Below are 17,546 nucleotides of genomic sequence, written 5' to 3'. Positions count from 1 at the left end.
CGGTTGCAGGGAGAGGCAGGGGCAGAACGATCAGAGACCCTTGAGGTCAGAACGGCGGGATTAAGCTTTGAACCGGTTCCTCGGGCATATGACGAACAGGATCGACGCAAAGGGGCGGGTTTCCGTTCCGGCTCAGTTTCGTCTGATTGTGCAGTCCGCCGGTCATACGGAGCTTTATGCCCTGCGCTCTCTTCATCTTCCTGCTCTGGATGTGGGCGGACCGGAACTGTTGACCCGATTCGACAAAAAGCTGGAAAGCGAAGATCCGTTTGCGGAGACAGCGGACGATATGTCGTTTTATCTTCACGCGGACGGCGGCTTCCTCAAATTGGACGCAGATGGGCGGATTACGGTGACGGATTTCCTGCGGGAACATACGGGCATCTCCACAGATGTGACCTTTGCGGGGGCGAATACGCATTTTCAAATGTGGCAGCCGGATCAATTCGAAGCGCATCGCAAAACAGTTCGGGCCCGGCTCGCGGAAAAACGCCGTCTGGAGGCGAATTGATGACCGGTTCTGACGCGGATAATGGCTCAAAAAACGCAGATGATCGTCATGTCCCGGTTCTGCTTGATGAAGTCATTGCTGCCTTGCAGCCGGATAAGGGCCAGCGAATTATCGATGGAACCTTTGGAGCTGGTGGTTACACCAAGCGTATTCTTGAAACGGGCGCTGACGTAACGGCAATTGATCGCGATCCTTCTGCGATCGAAGCTGGCCGTGCCCTGGAAAAAGACTACGCGGGAAGGCTGACCCTCGTTCAAGGCACTTTTTCGACGCTGGATCAGGTTGCCCTTCTGGGTGCTCCCGATGGCATTGTTCTTGATATCGGTGTTTCGTCCATGCAAATTGACGAAGCCGAGCGTGGCTTTTCTTTCCAAAAAGATGGACCACTCGATATGCGCATGTCGAGTTCGGGTCCGAGTGCTGCTGATGTGGTCAATCGTCTCAAAATTGGCGACCTCGCGCGCATTTTCAATTTTCTTGGGGAAGAGCGCAACGCGGGCCGTATCGCCCGTATGATCGACAAGCGGCGTGCGACGGAGCCGTTTCATCGTACCCGCGATCTGGCCAATGCAATCGAAGCTCTGGTTGGTCGAAATCCGAAAGTTCCGATTCATCCGGCGACGCGTGTCTTTCAGGCGCTGCGTATTTTTGTGAATGATGAGCTCGGCGAATTGGTGCGCGCATTGCATGCGGCTGAACGTGTGTTGAAGCCCGGCGGACGGCTCGTTGTTGTAACATTCCATTCGCTTGAAGATCGCATCGTTAAACGCTTCTTTGCAGATCGTTCAGGCGCAGGCGGCGGCTCGCGTCATTTGCCGCAGGTCGAGCAGCGCCGCGCCACATTTACCCCGGTTGGCAAGGGGATCGTTGCGCCGACAGAGGCGGAGGCGGCGCGCAATCCGCGGGCACGTTCCGCCAAGCTTCGCGCAGGCATCCGCACGGATAGTGCGCCGCTTGTCGAAGATCATGCGATTTATGGTTTGCCTAATCTGCCCATATTTCATGAAACCCAGTCTCAGAAGAAAATGGGGAGTTGACCAGTGCTGCGTACCTTCGACATCATTTTGATCGGGTTGATGATAGCGGCGGCGTCGATAACCTATAAGATCAAGCACGACGCCGAGAAGCAGATGAATCAAGTGACGAAGCTTGAGCGCATGATCTCGGATGAGAACGATACGATTGATCTCTTGAAGGCTGATTGGAGCTTGCTCACCCAGCCAAACCGTTTGCAAAAACTGATAGAGACCTTCCAGGGTCAGCTTGATCTTCAACTCGTTGAAGCCAATCAGATTATAGACATCAATGATCTGCCCCAACCAAAGCCGGTTGTTTTTGACTCTGTCGCAGACATCATCACCGAAGCCAGCGCCAAGGACTTGAAGCCGGATTCTACGTTGACCGGCAGCGTGGCAAAAAAGGCTAATCCCGCACCAAAAGGAGCTGCACAATAATGGCTGCTGTTTGGATCAAGCGGAAGAAGATCGATCTGGAGTCTGGAACTGCACCGGCCTTTGCCGTGGATGCAAAAAAGAAGAAATCAGGCAATCGCGCGCGCAACCGTGTTGTCATGGCCATTGCTTGCTTCATAGGCATATATAGCGTCATCGGCGGAAGACTGATCTATTACGGGATTCAGGAAGATACGACCGGATATAATGGCCCAACTGGTACGGTGCTGGCTGCGCGACCGGATATTCTTGATCGAAATGGCGAAGTCTTGGCAACCGATATCAAGACGAATTCGCTTTATGCTGAACCGAAGAAGATCATTGACCCTGATGAAGCCATTGAGCTGCTTTCGACAGTGCTTCCTGATCTCAATTTCGAGCAGACCTACAGCCGGCTGAAAAGCAAGGCAGGATTTGCCTGGTTGAAACGTGGCCTGACGCCACAGCAAAAGAGCCAGATCATGGCTCTGGGCATACCTGGCATCGGTTTTCGCACGGAGAAGGCACGGTTCTATCCAGGTGGTCCTACCGCTTCGCATATTCTCGGTCTCGTAAATATCGACAATCAGGGGATTGCCGGTATGGAGAAATATATCGACGAACATGGCCTGTCGGATCTGCGTGACGCAGGACTTGCAGACAGCCGGTCGCTTGAGCCCGTCAGGCTTTCGATTGATCTGCGTGTGCAGCATGTGGTGCGCGATGTGGTTGTTCAGGCCATGCAGAAATATAGCGCCATCGCCGCTGGTGCAGTCGTATTGAACGTCAAGACTGGCGAAGTTCTAGCCATGGCATCGGCCCCGGATTTTGACCCGAATAATCCATATAATGCTCTGGAAAAAGACCGGCTTAACCGCATGTCTGCCGGTGCCTTTGAGATGGGTTCGACAATCAAAAGCTTTACCACGGCAATGGCGCTGGATTCCGGCAAGGTCAATTTGCAAAGCACATTCGACGCGCGCCGCCCGATCACTATTGGCCGCCAGACGATCCGGGATTTCCATGGCAAGGGCCGGGTTCTTACCCTGCCTGAAGTGTTCATTTACTCATCCAATATCGGGTCGGCAAAAGAGGCCGATGTTGTTGGCATTGACGGTCATCGTGAGTTCCTGCACCGCATGGGCCTCCTTGACCGTATGGTGACAGAGCTGCCGGAAGTAGCCCGGCCAATGGAGCCAAAAGTCTGGAAGAAAGTGCATTCCATCACTATCGCATTCGGTCATGGTATGGCGACGACACCCTTGCAGACTGCGGTTGGAGCGGCTGCTCTCATGAATGGCGGTCGCCTGATGCCTCCGACATTCCTGCCGCGTACCATGGAAGAAGCCGATAAAGTCGCCAAACAGGTCGTGAGCGAAAAGACCAGCGAAGATATGCGTTATCTGTATCGCCTGAATGCTGAAAAAGGTTCCGGTGGTTCGGGTAATCGCGCAACGGTGCCTGGCTATCGCGTTGGCGGTAAAACCGGGACGGCGGAAAAAGTCGTCAATGGACGGTACTCCAAGGATGTCAGGTTCAACGCATTTGTCGCCGCATTTCCGATCGATAAGCCTGAATATGTAGTGTTGACGATTGTAGACGAGCCGAAGGCCGAGGCAGGTAAAATCGGCGCTACTGCCGGTTTCAATGCAGCGCCTATGGTTCAGGAAATCATCCGCCGTTCAGCCTCCTTCTTGGGCGTGCAGCCGGATTTCAATGAAGAACAAATATCTGCTCCAATGATGGTGAACTTTAACCAATAACACCCGGAAAACGAATCAATAAGAGACGTTTTTCAACCGAACTCATGGGAAAGAACAGGTTCCGGTCCGGCCATGAAATTGAAAGAATTGAACGGCATCCCTGCCTTGGCAATCTCCGAATTTGGGGAAAGAGCCATCACTGGTCTGACATCGGACTCCCGACAGGTTCAGAAGGGATACGTTTTTGCCGCCCTCAAAGGGGTAAAGGCTGACGGGATAGCCTATGCTCAGGATGCTGTAAAAAGAGGCGCGTCGGTTATCATCGCGTCGAGTGGCGCCAAGCTTGGAAATATTGGTGCGCCGATCATTTATGTTGACGATCCGCGCCGTACACTGGCGCTTGCCGCGGCGAGTTTTTATGGAAGCCAGCCTGATGTGATGGTCGCTATCACCGGGACGAGCGGGAAAACCTCTGTTGCCTCCTTTACGCGGCAGATCTGGGCGCAGGCAGGTTTCGCATCCGCCAGCATTGGCACTACAGGCGTCATCTCGCCGACACGCGATGATTATGGTTCTCTGACAACGCCGGATCCGGTTGAACTCCACAAGCTGTTGAGTGAACTTGTGGAGGAAGGCGTTACCCATGCGGCTATGGAAGCGTCATCTCACGGTCTCGATCAGCGCCGTCTTGACGGTGTAAAGCTCACAGCCGGTGCGTTCACCAATCTCGGCCGAGATCATATGGATTACCACCCCACGGTCGAAGAATATCACGCGGCCAAGCTGCGGCTTTTCACAGAACTCCTGCCGAAAGGTGCGCCCGCGGTCATTTTTGCCGACGATCCTTTTTCCAAGGCGACAATCGCCGCAGCGGCGGAAGCTGGCTGCAAAGTATTGACTGTCGGTCGCAAGGGCGAATTCATATCGCTGAAGCGGGTTGAACATGAACGTTTCCGCCAGCACGTTGAAGTGCATATTGCGGGCGAGATTTATGAAATAACATTGCCGCTCGCCGGTGATTTCCAGGTCGCCAATGGACTCGTTGCTGCGGGTCTTGCCATCGCAACGGGCGTTCCGGCAGCAGCGGCGATGCGTGGCCTTGAGCGCCTCAAGGGCGCTCCGGGACGGCTTGATCTGGTGGGAGCGACGGAAGAAGGCGCGCCCGCCTATGTTGATTATGCGCACAAGCCTGATGCGCTTGAAAATGTACTGACGTCAGTGCGCCCATTTACGACTGGCCGTGTTATCGTGGTCTTTGGTTGCGGTGGCGATCGTGACAAGGGCAAGCGTCCGATGATGGGCGAAATCGCTACGCGGTTAGCAGATGTCGTTATCATTACGGACGACAATCCACGCTCTGAAGTGCCCGCAACCATACGCGCCGAAATTCTCGCGGCTGCTCCCGGAGCCCGCGAGATCGGCGACCGGCGCGAAGCTATCCGCGAAGCCGTTGCAATGATGAAGTCGGGCGACACCTTGATCGTTGCGGGAAAAGGTCATGAAGAAGGCCAGACTGTCGGCGACGTCGTGCTGCCATTTTCGGACCACGTTGAAGTAGCTCAGGCATTGAAAGACCGTATACCACAGGAGGGCGGTATATGAGTCTTCTATGGTCTTCCGATGCCATGATCGCCGCCATGAATGGCAGGCCGGTCGGTAAACTTCCGGAGGGCATCACCGGCATTTCCATCGATACGCGGACATTGCGCGATGGCGAGGCGTTTTTCGCAATCAAAGGCGACGCCTTGGATGGTCATGACTATGCCACCGCCGCAGTTGCAGCGGGTGCGGCGCTTTTGGTCGTTGCAGAGGCCAAATTGCCTGCTCTTGGCAAGCTGAAAGCTCCTATGATTGTTGTGGACGATGTTTTGGCCGCCATGACGCGGCTTGGCATTGCCTCGCGCGAGCGCTCTCACGCACAGATTATTGCGGTAACTGGCTCTGTCGGCAAGACGACAACAAAAGAAGCACTGCGTCACGTTCTTTCCGAAGTCGGTAAGGTTCATGCCTCGGTTGCATCGTTCAATAATCATTGGGGCGTGCCCCTGACGCTTGCACGCATGCCGCAGGACACGGATTACGGCGTCTTCGAAATCGGAATGAACCATGCCGATGAGATCCGTCCGCTGGTTAAAATGGTGCGCCCGCACGTGGCGATCATTACATTGATTGCTCCGGCACATCTTGGCCATTTCAAAAACCTTCAGGAGATTGCGACAGCCAAGGCGGAAATTTTTGAGGGCCTGCTGCCCGGTGGCTATGCTTTGCTCAATCGCGACGACAAGCACTACAAGTTTCTGGAGAAACTTGCGCTTGAAGCCGGTGTCGAGCACATCAAATCCTTTGGTGAGAATGCCAGGGCTGATTATCGGCTGATGAAGCTCAAACTGCACGACGCCTGTTCGTGCATGACTGCGCGGCTTGCCGGCGAAGAGGTTGTCGCAAAAGTTGGCGCACCTGGCCGCCACATCGTTCAGAACGTTCTGGCGGTGCTCGGTGCTGCACATCTCACAGGCGCTGATATGGCCAAGGTTGCCCTGGCGCTTTCATCGCTTCGCGCTGAAAGCGGACGTGGTGAGAGACACACGCTTGAGATCGCAAAGGGCACATTTACGCTAATTGACGAGAGCTATAATGCAAATCCCGCATCAATGCGCGCAGCTGTCGAACTTCTCGCGTCTGCAACCCCGACAGGCAAAGGGCGCCGTATTGCCGTTCTAGGCGATATGCTGGAACTGGGAAAACAATCGCCCAGGCTGCATGCCGAGCTGTCGTCAGTTATTGCGGCAAACAATATCAACATGGTTTTTCTCGGCGGACCGGAGATGGCGGCGCTGAAAGCAGCCATGCCGGTTGAAATTCGTGCCGAATACAGGCAGAGCGTGGAAGAGTTGCAACCGCAATTGCTGAATACGATCAGAGCTGGTGACGTGATCATGATCAAGTCGTCCAAGGGGACCGGCTTCTCCCAGATCGTCAAAACGCTCTTGCAGAAATATAACACCGCCGAACCTCTCGCTCCTGCCGAGTGAGCCTGCGGGGGATGGGGAAAGGGCACTAATCAATGCTTTATTATCTTGCCGGCCTGGCGGAACAGCTACAGTTTCTCAACGTGTTTCGTTATATCACGTTCAGGACCGGCGGGGCGCTGATTACCTCCGCGCTCATTGTTTTCCTTTTCGGGCCACGGATCATTGATTCCTTGCGCGTCCGTCAAGGTCGCGGCCAGCCAATACGCGCAGATGGCCCACAGACCCACTTCAAGAAGGCCGGTACGCCAACAATGGGCGGACTGATGATTATGACTGGCATTATCATTTCATCATTACTCTGGGCCAACTGGTCCAATATTTATGTATGGGTTGTGCTGCTCGTCGCCTTGGGTTTCGGTGCAATCGGCTTCTATGATGATTATCTGAAGGTCAGCAAGCAGGCGTCCAAGGGTTTTTCCGCCCGCGCGCGTCTTGGCATCGAATTCCTTATTGCAGCCATTGCCGGTCTGACGATCATGTGGGCAGGGCAGGAGCCTTTCTCCTCGTCACTCACATTTCCTTTCGCCAAAGAGTTTATACTCAACCTTGGAATTTTCTTCGTTCCGTTTGCAGCCTTCGTCATGGTTGGCGCGGGCAATGCAGTGAATTTCACCGACGGTCTTGATGGTCTGGCAACAGTTCCGGTCATGATTGCTGCTGCCTCCTTCGGCGTCATTGCCTATCTGGCGGGTAACGCGATTTTCGCGGACTATCTGCAGATTCACTTCACTCCCGGCACGGGTGAACTCGCCGTCGTGCTCGGTTCTGTAATCGGAGCGGGGCTCGGCTTCCTCTGGTTCAACGCGCCGCCTGCTGCGATTTTCATGGGTGATACAGGTTCGCTGGCCCTTGGCGGATTGATCGGCGCTGTCGCTGTCGCTACCAAGCACGAGATCGTGCTTGCCATTATCGGCGGCGTTTTCGTCATGGAAGCCATGTCCGTGATCATCCAGGTTGCCTCGTTCAAAATGACGGGAAAACGGGTTTTCCTTATGGCGCCGATCCATCACCATTTTGAAAAGAAGGGCTGGACCGAAAGTCAGGTCGTGATCCGTTTCTGGATCATTGCCGTGATCCTCGCGCTCATCGGTCTTTCAACTCTGAAACTGAGGTAGGGCTGCAAGTATGATATCTGCCCACTCCATGAAGGACAAAACCGTCGCGCTCTTTGGGCTCGGCGGTTCGGGCATTGCAACGGCCCAAGCCATTATTGTTGGTGGTGCGAGGGTTATTGCATGGGACGATAATCCTGACAGCGTAATGCGCGCCCAAGCCGCAGGCGTTACAACCTCTGATTTGCGTAACGTCGATTGGAAACAGTTTTCCTCTTTTGTCTTGTCCCCAGGGGTCCCATTGACCCATCCGCGTCCGCATTGGAGCGTTGATCTTGCGCGGGCAACCGGGGTCGAGATTATCGGTGACATAGAATTATTCGTGCGGGAGCGTAATCTTGTCCTCGCGGATAGCCCGGGTGCGGAGATACCGTTTATCGCCATCACCGGCACGAATGGGAAATCCACTACTACTGCTCTTATCGCCCACATCATCAAATCATCGGGCCGTGACGTGCAACTTGGCGGCAATATCGGCACAGCAATCATGACGCTGGATCAACCGGAAAACGGGCGTATCTATGTGGTTGAATGTTCTTCATACCAGATCGATCTGGCGCCTTCGATCAATCCGACTGCGGGTATTTTATTGAACCTTACACCGGATCATCTGGATCGCCACGGCACCATGCAGCACTATGCCGAGATCAAGGAAAGACTGGTGGCGGGAAGCCAAACCGCGATTATTGGCGTTGATGACAGTTTTTGCGCTGCAATTGCCGACAGGCTGGAACGCGCTGGAAAACGTGTCGCGCGGCTTTCCAAGCGTATGCCCATAGCGGAAGGTTATTTTGCTGAAGGAAGCCAGTTGTTCCATGCCCATGACGGTGTGACGACAGCAATTGCTTCGCTTGAAGGGATAGGGTCGCTGCGCGGCGAGCACAATGCGCAAAATGCTCTTGCAGCTTTTGCCGCGTGCCGTGCGGCTGGTCTGTCGGCTGAAGAGATCAATGCTGGTCTGAGAACGTTTCCTGGTCTTGCTCATCGCATGGAGCAGGTGGCCAAGCTGGGCTCGACACTCTTCGTCAACGACTCCAAGGCGACAAATGCCGAAGCTGCAGCGCCTGCATTGTCATCCTTTCCACGTATTTACTGGATCGCCGGTGGGCTGCCTAAAGAAGGCGGCATCGCTTCGCTCTCGGGTTTCTTTCCGCGTATCGCTAAAGCCTATCTCATCGGCGAAGCTGCCCCGCAATTCGCGGCAACCCTTGGTGATACCGCACCTTATGAGATTTCCGGTACAATTGACGTTGCCGTTCGACATGCTGCATTGGACGCGAGCAAAGACGAAGCCGGCGAGCCCGTGGTTCTGCTGTCTCCTGCCTGCGCCAGCTTCGATCAGTTTCAGAATTTTGAAAAACGCGGTGAAGCTTTCCGCTCTGCCGTTCTTGCGCTTCAGGGCGCATCACCTATTGGGGGTCTGTAATGGTAAGTCGCATTGACCGTGGTCCCGTTGCTGAGTGGTGGTGGACGATTGATCGCTTTCTTCTGGCTGCATGTCTGAGCCTGATGGGCCTTGGCATTTTGTTGTCTTTTGCCGCAAGTCCCGCTGTTGCCGAACGCATCGGGCTTGAGAGCTTTTATTTCGTCAAGCACCAGTCCATGTTCATGGTTCCGGCTGTGATCGTCATGTTTGCGGTATCGTTCATGGCGCCAAGAACGATTAGGCGATTTGCGATCATCCTGCTCGCCGGTGCGATATTTGCCATGGTGCTTGCCCTGTTTTTCGGCATTGAAGTCAAAGGCGCGCGCCGCTGGATTTCGCTCGCGGGTATATCGGTGCAGCCGTCCGAGTTCATGAAACCGGCATTTGTGATCGTTTGTGCCTGGCTTTTTGCCGAAAACGAACGCCGCAAGGATATCCCCGGCAATTTCTTTTCGATGGTTCTGTTCGGCGTTGTTGCTGCCTTGCTGATTGCTCAGCCCGATCTTGGTCAAACGATCCTGACTGCGGGTACATGGGGTGCCATGTTCTTCATGGCTGGTGTTCCGTGGATATGGATCATTGCTTTGGGCGGTCTTGGTGTGGCCGGGTTCTTCGGCGCTTATACGGTTTTTCCGCACGTTGCCGGCCGTATTGACCGCTTCATGACGGGCGAGGGCGACACGTTTCAGGTTGATGCCGGACGTGAAGCCATTATCCGCGGCGGCTGGCTCGGCCAGGGCCCAGGTGAAGGAACCATCAAGCGTATCATTCCGGACAGTCACACCGACTTCATTTTCTCGGTGACTGCCGAAGAATATGGAATCGCGCTCTGTCTCTTGATCGTTTTGATTTTCGCTTTCATCGTTATTCGCGGTCTGTCGATAGCCTTGAAGGAGCGTGATGACTTTACACGTCTTGCTGTGTCCGGGCTGGTGATCCTGTTTGGTTTTCAGTCCATTATCAATATTTCGGTCAATCTTCATCTTATGCCTGCCAAGGGTATGACGCTGCCATTTATCTCCTATGGCGGTTCTTCGCTTATCTCCGTGGCGATCTCGACCGGATTATTGCTGGCTTTGACCAGGCGCAGGCCCGAGGGTCGCCGCTCCGCAACTTTGGGAAATTCGCAGAGACCTGCCATGATGGGTGCAGGATAGCCAATGACCAAGGGAGTTATTTTTCTTGCCGCCGGTGGTACCGGCGGCCATCTTTTTCCGGCTGAATCGCTAGCTCACGATCTGATCGAAAGAGGTTGGGATATTCATCTTGCCACTGATGATCGTGCGCAGCGTTTTATCGGCCATTTTCCGGCAAGTCAGATTCATGTTGTTCGTTCCGCGACAATTGGCGGGCGAAACCCGATCGCTTTGGCGCAAACATTCTGGAAGCTTTGGCTTGGCAACCTTGATTCCCGCAGATTGTTTCGCTCTTTAAAGCCCAAGCTTGTTGCCGGTTTTGGTGGCTATCCGACATTGCCGCCACTTTACGCTGCAACCGCGCTGAAAATTCCGACGCTCATTCATGAGCAAAATGCCGTGATGGGCCGTGCCAACAAAGCGCTTGCCACGCGCGTCGATGCCATCGCCGGAGGGTTCCTCCCCGATCACGGTGGGGCTTTTTCAAGCAAGACAATTGTTACTGGAAATCCTGTGCGCCCTGCCGTGCTCGCGGAGGTAGGCAAGCCATACAAGGCATCGCAGGCACATCAGCCATTTCACTTTCTGGTTTTTGGTGGCAGCCAAGGTGCCCAGTATTTTTCGACGGCGATACCGGCAGCTATAAGTTTGCTTGCGCCGGATTTGCGGGCTCGCCTTGTCTTGACCCAGCAGGCCCGCCCGGAAGATGAGGCACAGCTTCGCGCCGCCTATCAGCATGCGGGGATCAAGGCTGATGTGGCGGTGTTTTTCACCGATATGGCACGCCGCATATCAGAATCGCACTTTGTTCTGTCCCGGTCTGGTGCTTCCACTGTTTCCGAAATCGCCGCTATCGGGCGGCCAGCCATCCTGGTGCCATTCCCGCACGCGCTCGATCACGATCAAGCCGCCAACGCGGCTGCGCTGCAGGCGGCAGGCGGAGCCGACGTCATCAAGCAGTCGGACCTTTCGCCGGAGCGTATTGCAGCGATCCTCACCAGCGCCATGAATGAACCGACGCGTCTGGCATTTATTGCCGAAAAGGCACGTTCAACAGGCAAACCGGACGCGGCAAGGTTGCTTGGCGATCTCGCAGAGGCTATTGCAACCGGCCAAAGCGTCGAAGAATTCAAAAAAGGAGTGCGTCCATGAAGATGCCGCTCAATATAGGTCTGGTCCATTTTATCGGTATCGGTGGTATCGGCATGAGTGGTATTGCCGAAGTGCTGCATAACCTTGGCTACAAGGTTCAAGGATCCGATCAGGCAGACAGCGCCAATGTGCAGCGTTTGCGTGAGAAGGGCATAGAGATATTCATCGGTCACGCAGCGCCCAATATCGGCGATGCAGAAGTCGTCGTGGTTTCGACAGCTATCAAAAAATCCAATCCTGAACTCATGGCGGCGCGCGAGAAATTATTGCCGATTGTCCGCCGTGCAGAGATGCTGGCCGAGTTGATGCGGTTCCGTCAGGCCGTAGCTATCGGCGGCACCCATGGCAAGACGACTACAACTTCAATGGTGGCAACGCTGCTTGATGCCGGCAAGCTCGATCCAACGGTGATCAATGGTGGTATCATCAACGCCTATGGTACTAATGCGCGCATGGGTGCTGGCGACTGGATGGTCGTCGAGGCTGATGAAAGCGATGGCACATTCCTGAAATTGCCGGCAGACATTGCAGTTGTCACTAATATCGATCCAGAACATCTTGATCATTACGGCACATTCGATCGGGTGCGTGAAGCATTTCGCCAATTTGTTGAAAATGTTCCGTTTTATGGCTTCGGCGTCATGTGTCTTGACCATCCGGAAGTTCAGTCTCTTGTCTCGCGTATCGAGGACCGGCGTGTTATCACCTATGGTGAAAATCCACAGGCCGATGTTCGCTTTGTCAATCTGGTTGTCGATGGCGCGAGTTCACGTTTCGATGTGCATATCGCCAAACGCAAAACCGGCGAAGTAACCGAGATCACGGGACTACATTTGCCCATGCCGGGCAGGCACAATGTATCAAACGCCACGGCGGCTATTGCTGTGGCACATGAACTGGGCATTTCATCGGCTGATATTAAAAAGGGCCTGTCATCATTCGGCGGTGTAAAACGGCGCTTCACGCATACCGGTTCCTGGAATGGCGTCGACATTTTTGATGATTATGGTCACCATCCGGTCGAAATCAAAGCGGTGCTGAAAGCCGCACGCGATTCCGCCAAGGGCCGCGTTATCGCTATTGTCCAGCCGCATCGTTTCACACGGCTTGCCAGTTTGTTCGATGAATTTGCATCATGCTTCAACGATGCCGATACAGTTATCGTCGCTCCGGTTTATACCGCTGGCGAAGATCCTATCGAGGGCGTTACATCGGAAACATTGGTTTCGCGGATCAAGACAGCAGCGCACAGAGACGCGCGCTACATCAATGGCTCGCAGGAAATTGCTCCGTTGATCGCTGATATCGCCAAGCCGGGCGACTTTGTGATCTTTCTTGGGGCTGGCAACATCACACAATGGGCCTATGCCTTGCCAAAAGAACTGGCGGCGCTCTAGATTTGGCAGTTGCCCTTGAGAGGGTAGAGCTGCTGAAAGGATAAAATGTCTTCACTTGTTGATGGAGAAGCCCTGCTTTCGAAGCTGGGAGACCGTTTTGCTGGTTTGCGTGGACGGCTTACGCCCAATATGGGCATGGAGAAAGTGACCTGGTTTCGCGCAGGCGGGCCCGCTGAAGTCATGTTTCAACCCGCCGACGAAGAAGATTTGGCAGCGTTCCTGAAAGCAGTTCCAGAAGAATATCCGATTCTGACCGTGGGCATCGGCTCAAATTTGCTCGTGCGGGATGGTGGCATTCCGGGTTTCGTTGTGCGCCTTTCGGCAAAAGGTTTTGGTGAAGTAGAGCGCGTGGGCGAAACGCAACTGCGTGCCGGTACGGCGACGCCTGACAAGCGTGTCGCCTCTGCCGCTTTGGACGCGGGCATTGCCGGGTTCCATTTTTATCACGGCATACCCGGCGGAATTGGCGGCGCGCTGCGTATGAATGCCGGCGCCAATGGCGTTGAGACCCGTGAGCGTGTGGTTGAGGTGAGGGCGCTGGATCGCAAGGGCGAGTTGCATATCCTTTCCAATGCCGACATGGGTTATGCCTATCGTCATTCCGGTGCCGCCAGTGATCTGATTTTTACCTCTGCTCTTTTCGAAGGAATGCCGGGTGAGCGGCCGGAAATTCAGGCCGCGATGGATGCCGTCCAGCATCATCGTGAAACCGTGCAGCCAATTCGAGAAAAAACGGGCGGCTCTACGTTCAAAAACCCTGAGGGCTCATCTGCCTGGAAGGAAATTGATGCGGCAGGCGGTCGTGGCTTGAGGATTGGCGGCGCTCAAATGTCGCCGATGCATTGCAATTTCATGATTAATACCGGTACGGCCAATGGCTATGAGCTGGAGACCTTAGGCGAAACGATCCGTTCGCGTGTCCTCCAAAACTCCGGAATTCGCCTGCACTGGGAAATAAAGCGGCTTGGTCTTTTCCGTCCGGGTCAGGAAGTGCACGAATTCATGGGGCAACTGCTCTAGCCTGCACACATATTGTGCGTGGTTCGACAGAGCTCACAATAAGGAAGGTGGTTGGATTGCATATTAGTCGCTGCCAACCTCGCAGGATATAAACCTCCTGCAAATAATAACCTCCCTCATGGTGAGCTCGCGCGGCCGGAATTGCGCTCCTGACACATTTTTTTACACGAAATATCATTGTTGAATCATTGGGGACTTGTCAGCGAATCAACTCTCTGATTCTTTAGGGGCAAGCGTTAACTGATTTGAGTCGGCTGGTTCTGCCAGTCTTGGGTATCTGCGGTCCTGGCCGCCGGATGTGCGACGACTCATGCCTTTTTCCGCCCGCGCATGGCTGCGAGAATTTCGTGGGTTTTTAGTTTCCGGTCATGCGTCAGATGGGGATGTGTTTGAGGGGATGCCTTAATGGCGAAAAAGCATGTTGCGGTGCTGATGGGCGGATTTTCTTCGGAACGTCCCGTTTCGCTGTCGTCAGGCAATTCCTGCGCCGATGCCTTGGAGGCTGAGGGCTACACAGTCACCCGTGTAGATGTATCCCGCGATATCGCCAATGTTCTGCAAGAACTTAAGCCCGATGTTGTGTTCAACGCCCTTCATGGCCCGTTTGGCGAGGATGGTACCATTCAGGGCATCCTCGAATATCTACAGATTCCCTATACCCATTCGGGGGTGCTTGCTTCCGCTCTGGCGATGAACAAGGAGCAGGCAAAAATCGTTGCCAAAGCCGCGGGTGTGCCTGTAGCTGAAGCGAAGGTGATGGATCGCTCCGAATTCACAGCCAAGCATCCGATGAAGCCGCCTTATGTCATCAAGCCAGTGAGCGAGGGGTCGAGCTTTGGCGTCGTTATCGTCAAGGAAGATCAGTCGCATCCGCCGCAGGTCGTTACCTCCGATGAATGGAAATTTGGCGGCTCGGTGATGGTCGAGCGCTACATTCACGGGCGTGAGTTGACATGCGCGGTGATGGGCGATGTTGCCATTGGGGTCTGTGAAATCATCCCGGTTGGGCACCAGTTCTACGATTATGATTCAAAATATGTTGCAGGCGGATCAAATCATGTGGTTCCCGCAAAAATTTCACTAAAAATTTACCAAAAAATACAAACACTGTCTCTCAAGGCGCATCAGGCAATTGGATGTAAAGGGATCAGCCGGTCGGACTTTCGTTACGACGACCGGTTTTCCGAAGATGGCGAGCTTATTTGGCTGGAGGTGAACACTCAGCCAGGCATGACTCCCACATCACTTGTACCTGATATCGCCAAAGCTGCGGGGCATACCTTCGGTGAATTGTTGAGTTGGATGGTGGAGGACGCATCGTGTTTGCGTTGAAGGGCAAAAATACGCACCGCCTCGGTGCTGCGCCGATGTCTTCGGACAGGTCGGTGGCTTTTGGCCGTTTTCGCATGGTCCTGCCAAAGTTTCTTCGCAAGCCCGTCCGTGTTTTCTTGCGGGTGGTAGATGGGGAAGTTTCTGTCCCGAATCATATTGGCACAATCGGAGCGGTCGCTTTCCTTGCATTGACCGGAGCCTATGGCGCGATCTTGGGTGGTCATGCGCCGGAAGTCGTCAAGGTTACGACATCCACGTTCGGCTTTGCCATCGAAGATGTAAAAGTTGTCGGCAATAAAGAAACATCCGAGATCGATATTCTCGGTGCACTTGGCCTTGACGGCGAAACATCACTGGTCGGTTTGAGCGCTTCTGATGCGCAGGCAGCTGTCGCTGGCCTTCCTTGGGTTGAGAGCGTGGATGTTTTCAAGGTCTACCCGAATACAATCCAGATCTCGATCCATGAGCGCACGGCATTGGCTGTCTGGCAGAATGGTACGGAACTGAACGTTATTGATGCCGATGGGCGGATCATTGTTCCTTTCACCGGCGGACGCAGTGCGCTCTTGCCGTTGGTCATCGGCGCGGGTGCTGATCAGCAGGTAAAACTTCTGATGGCGCAGATGGCTGCCTATCCGAAGATTGCCCAGGATGTTCGAGCCTATGCTCGTGTGGGTGATCGCCGCTGGGATCTCGTTCTCAAAAATGGCGTAACGCTCATGCTGCCTGAGCACGGCGTTTCTGAGGCCTTGGCCGATATTGCGGGCATGGAAGCAAAGGCAGGTCTGTTGTCTCGCGACATTGCCTCTGTCGATTTGCGGTTGGATGACCGCGTTGTTGTAAAGCTGACACCGGAAGCCATGGTGCAGCGTGTTGAGTATCTGAAGGCGCGCGATAAGGCGCCCAAGCGTTCGGAGAAGCGTGTATGAGTATTCTGAACGGAAAAAGCGCATCATCAGGAACGTCTTCCGCAAAACGGACGCGTTCCTTGACGGTTTTGGACATAGGTTCGAGCAAGGTGTGCTGCATCATTGCTCGTCTGCGTCCGCGCGAGGAAAGTGCGCATTTGCCGGGTCGCACACATCGCATTGAAGTTTTGGGTATCGGCCATCAGAAGTCGCGTGGCATCAAGTCTGGCGTCATTGTCAATCTTGACGCCGCAGAGCAGGCTATCCGCCTCGCTGTCGATGCGGCGGAGCGTATGGCTGGCCTGACGGTCGATTCGATGATCGTCAATATCTCGGCGGGGCGCCTGAAGAGCGAAAGCTTTTCAGCAAGCATCAATCTTGGCGGTCATGAGGTCGATCAGGCTGATATTCGCCGCGTGCTTGCTGCCGGTGCCAAGCAGGCTTTGGCAACAGAGCGTCATCTCGTTCACTCGCTGCCGATCGCTTACGGGCTTGATGGCGAGCGCGGTATCCGTGATCCGCTTGGCATGATTGGCGATACTCTTGGCGTTGATATGCATGTTCTGACCGCAGATGCGGCTCCACTGCGCAATCTTGAGCTTTGCGTCAATCGCTGCCATCTGTCCGTCGAGGCAATGATCGCCACGCCCTATGCAAGCGGTCTTTCTGCTCTTGTTGATGATGAAGCAGAGATGGGCGCTGCCTGCATCGATATGGGTGGCGGCACAACGACGATTTCGGTCTTCTCTGAAGGCAAATTCATTCATGCTGATGCAATCGCCATTGGCGGCAATCACGTGACCATGGATGTGGCTCGTGGCTTGTCGGCGCATATGGATGATGCTGAGCGCTTGAAGGTCATGCATGGTTCGGCGCTTCCAAGCGCTGCCGACGACCGTGATCTCATCAGCGTTTCGCCGCTTGGCAATGATGCCCGCGATGTTCCCAATCAATATCCGCGCGCAGTTTTGACGCGCATCATTCGTGCCCGTGTTGAAGAGACACTGGAACTGGCGCGCGACCGCCTCAATCAATCCGGTTACGGCCAGATTGTCGGCAAGCGCGTCGTTCTGACGGGCGGTGCAAGTCAGTTGGCCGGGCTGCCCGAAGTGGCCCGCCGTATTCTGGCTCGCAATGTACGAATTGGCCGTCCCCTGGGCGTTACGGGTCTTCCCGAAGCGGCAAAGGGTCCGGCTTTTTCTGCAGCGGTTGGTCTTCTGATCTATCCGCAGGTAGCAGGTATTGAAGAGCGTTCTGTAAAGGCCGGTTCATCATCGCTGATGACAGGTACGGGTGGGCGTTTTCAGCGTATCGGCCAGTGGCTGAAAGAGAGTTTTTAATTAATCGGGGAAACCCAAAAGAAATTACCGCAGCGGCGACGCGGTAA

The 17,546-nt window shown here is 54.5% G+C and carries 15 protein-coding genes; all 15 read left to right on the top strand.

Features of this window, described 5'->3' with window-relative positions:
- Positions 1-67: 67 nt before the first annotated feature.
- Positions 68-511 carry a division/cell wall cluster transcriptional repressor MraZ gene (gene mraZ / locus V9K95_RS03890; RefSeq protein WP_115052539.1) on the top strand — a complete coding sequence of 148 codons (444 nt, stop codon included), beginning with the start codon at positions 68-70 and terminating at the stop codon, positions 509-511.
- A complete protein-coding gene (gene rsmH, locus V9K95_RS03885; RefSeq protein ID WP_115052540.1) occupies positions 511-1,548 on the top strand; it encodes a 16S rRNA (cytosine(1402)-N(4))-methyltransferase RsmH in 1,038 nt (345 codons plus the stop codon). Before mraZ ends, rsmH begins: the two co-directional genes overlap by 1 nt.
- A gap of 3 nt (positions 1,549-1,551) precedes the next feature.
- The gene (gene ftsL / locus V9K95_RS03880; protein WP_115052541.1) at positions 1,552-1,965 is read left to right on the top strand and encodes a cell division protein FtsL; all 414 of its coding nucleotides are present in this window, start codon (positions 1,552-1,554) and stop codon (positions 1,963-1,965) included.
- Positions 1,965-3,704, top strand: a complete 1,740-nt coding sequence (locus V9K95_RS03875; protein WP_440805677.1) for a peptidoglycan D,D-transpeptidase FtsI family protein — start codon at positions 1,965-1,967, stop codon at positions 3,702-3,704. Before ftsL ends, V9K95_RS03875 begins: the two co-directional genes overlap by 1 nt.
- Before the next feature lie 72 nt (positions 3,705-3,776).
- On the top strand, positions 3,777-5,246 hold the full coding sequence (locus V9K95_RS03870) for a UDP-N-acetylmuramoyl-L-alanyl-D-glutamate--2,6-diaminopimelate ligase (RefSeq protein ID WP_336439775.1): 1,470 nt from the start codon (positions 3,777-3,779) through the stop codon (positions 5,244-5,246).
- On the top strand, positions 5,243-6,676 hold the full coding sequence (locus tag V9K95_RS03865; protein ID WP_115052544.1) for a UDP-N-acetylmuramoylalanyl-D-glutamyl-2,6-diaminopimelate--D-alanyl-D-alanine ligase: 1,434 nt from the start codon (positions 5,243-5,245) through the stop codon (positions 6,674-6,676). The genes V9K95_RS03870 and V9K95_RS03865 overlap by 4 nt, the downstream gene beginning before the upstream one ends.
- A gap of 32 nt (positions 6,677-6,708) precedes the next feature.
- Positions 6,709-7,791 (top strand): phospho-N-acetylmuramoyl-pentapeptide-transferase, encoded by a 1,083-nt coding sequence (gene mraY / locus V9K95_RS03860; RefSeq protein ID WP_115052545.1) that lies wholly within the window; start codon positions 6,709-6,711, stop codon positions 7,789-7,791.
- Positions 7,792-7,801: 10 nt separating this feature from the next.
- Complete coding sequence (gene murD, locus V9K95_RS03855; protein ID WP_336439776.1) at positions 7,802-9,214, top strand: UDP-N-acetylmuramoyl-L-alanine--D-glutamate ligase; 1,413 nt, start codon at positions 7,802-7,804, stop codon at positions 9,212-9,214.
- Positions 9,214-10,371 (top strand): putative lipid II flippase FtsW, encoded by a 1,158-nt coding sequence (gene ftsW, locus V9K95_RS03850; RefSeq protein WP_307279196.1) that lies wholly within the window; start codon positions 9,214-9,216, stop codon positions 10,369-10,371. Before murD ends, ftsW begins: the two co-directional genes overlap by 1 nt.
- A gap of 3 nt (positions 10,372-10,374) precedes the next feature.
- Positions 10,375-11,502: an undecaprenyldiphospho-muramoylpentapeptide beta-N-acetylglucosaminyltransferase gene (gene murG, locus V9K95_RS03845; protein WP_336439777.1), complete on the top strand. Its 1,128-nt coding sequence runs from the start codon at positions 10,375-10,377 to the stop codon at positions 11,500-11,502.
- Positions 11,499-12,899, top strand: coding sequence for a UDP-N-acetylmuramate--L-alanine ligase (gene murC, locus V9K95_RS03840; protein ID WP_336439778.1), 1,401 nt, complete (start codon positions 11,499-11,501; stop codon positions 12,897-12,899). The genes murG and murC overlap by 4 nt, the downstream gene beginning before the upstream one ends.
- Before the next feature lie 45 nt (positions 12,900-12,944).
- Positions 12,945-13,919 carry a UDP-N-acetylmuramate dehydrogenase gene (murB, locus tag V9K95_RS03835; protein ID WP_115052550.1) on the top strand — a complete coding sequence of 325 codons (975 nt, stop codon included), beginning with the start codon at positions 12,945-12,947 and terminating at the stop codon, positions 13,917-13,919.
- 405 nt (positions 13,920-14,324) lie between these two features.
- On the top strand, positions 14,325-15,251 hold the full coding sequence (locus V9K95_RS03830) for a D-alanine--D-alanine ligase (protein ID WP_336439779.1): 927 nt from the start codon (positions 14,325-14,327) through the stop codon (positions 15,249-15,251).
- Positions 15,239-16,180: an FtsQ-type POTRA domain-containing protein gene (locus V9K95_RS03825; protein WP_115052552.1), complete on the top strand. Its 942-nt coding sequence runs from the start codon at positions 15,239-15,241 to the stop codon at positions 16,178-16,180. The genes V9K95_RS03830 and V9K95_RS03825 overlap by 13 nt, the downstream gene beginning before the upstream one ends.
- Entirely contained in the window at positions 16,177-17,499 is a 1,323-nt protein-coding gene (gene ftsA / locus V9K95_RS03820) for a cell division protein FtsA (protein ID WP_115052553.1), read from the top strand. The genes V9K95_RS03825 and ftsA overlap by 4 nt, the downstream gene beginning before the upstream one ends.
- The last annotated feature ends 47 nt before the right edge of the window (positions 17,500-17,546 follow it).

It is taken from the genome of Phyllobacterium sp. CCNWLW183 (assembly GCF_037203775.1).
GTDB classification, from domain to species: Bacteria; Pseudomonadota; Alphaproteobacteria; order Rhizobiales; family Rhizobiaceae; genus Phyllobacterium; species Phyllobacterium ifriqiyense.
The sequence above is the reverse complement of the archived record's forward strand: the minus strand, read 5'-3'. Positions and strand labels throughout refer to the sequence as shown.

Bases quoted from the DNA above. Each gene is read 5' to 3' on its own strand.
- rsmH (WP_115052540.1), top strand. From the start codon at position 511: ATGACCGGTTCTGACGCGGATAATGGCTCAAAAAACGCAGATGATCGT.
- V9K95_RS03875 (WP_440805677.1), top strand. From the start codon at position 1,965: ATGGCTGCTGTTTGGATCAAGCGGAAGAAGATCGATCTGGAGTCTGGA.
- V9K95_RS03870 (WP_336439775.1), top strand. From the start codon at position 3,777: ATGAAATTGAAAGAATTGAACGGCATCCCTGCCTTGGCAATCTCCGAA.
- V9K95_RS03865 (WP_115052544.1), top strand. From the start codon at position 5,243: ATGAGTCTTCTATGGTCTTCCGATGCCATGATCGCCGCCATGAATGGC.
- mraY (WP_115052545.1), top strand. From the start codon at position 6,709: ATGCTTTATTATCTTGCCGGCCTGGCGGAACAGCTACAGTTTCTCAAC.
- murD (WP_336439776.1), top strand. From the start codon at position 7,802: ATGATATCTGCCCACTCCATGAAGGACAAAACCGTCGCGCTCTTTGGG.
- ftsW (WP_307279196.1), top strand. From the start codon at position 9,214: ATGGTAAGTCGCATTGACCGTGGTCCCGTTGCTGAGTGGTGGTGGACG.
- murG (WP_336439777.1), top strand. From the start codon at position 10,375: ATGACCAAGGGAGTTATTTTTCTTGCCGCCGGTGGTACCGGCGGCCAT.
- murC (WP_336439778.1), top strand. From the start codon at position 11,499: ATGAAGATGCCGCTCAATATAGGTCTGGTCCATTTTATCGGTATCGGT.
- murB (WP_115052550.1), top strand. From the start codon at position 12,945: ATGTCTTCACTTGTTGATGGAGAAGCCCTGCTTTCGAAGCTGGGAGAC.
- V9K95_RS03830 (WP_336439779.1), top strand. From the start codon at position 14,325: ATGGCGAAAAAGCATGTTGCGGTGCTGATGGGCGGATTTTCTTCGGAA.
- ftsA (WP_115052553.1), top strand. From the start codon at position 16,177: ATGAGTATTCTGAACGGAAAAAGCGCATCATCAGGAACGTCTTCCGCA.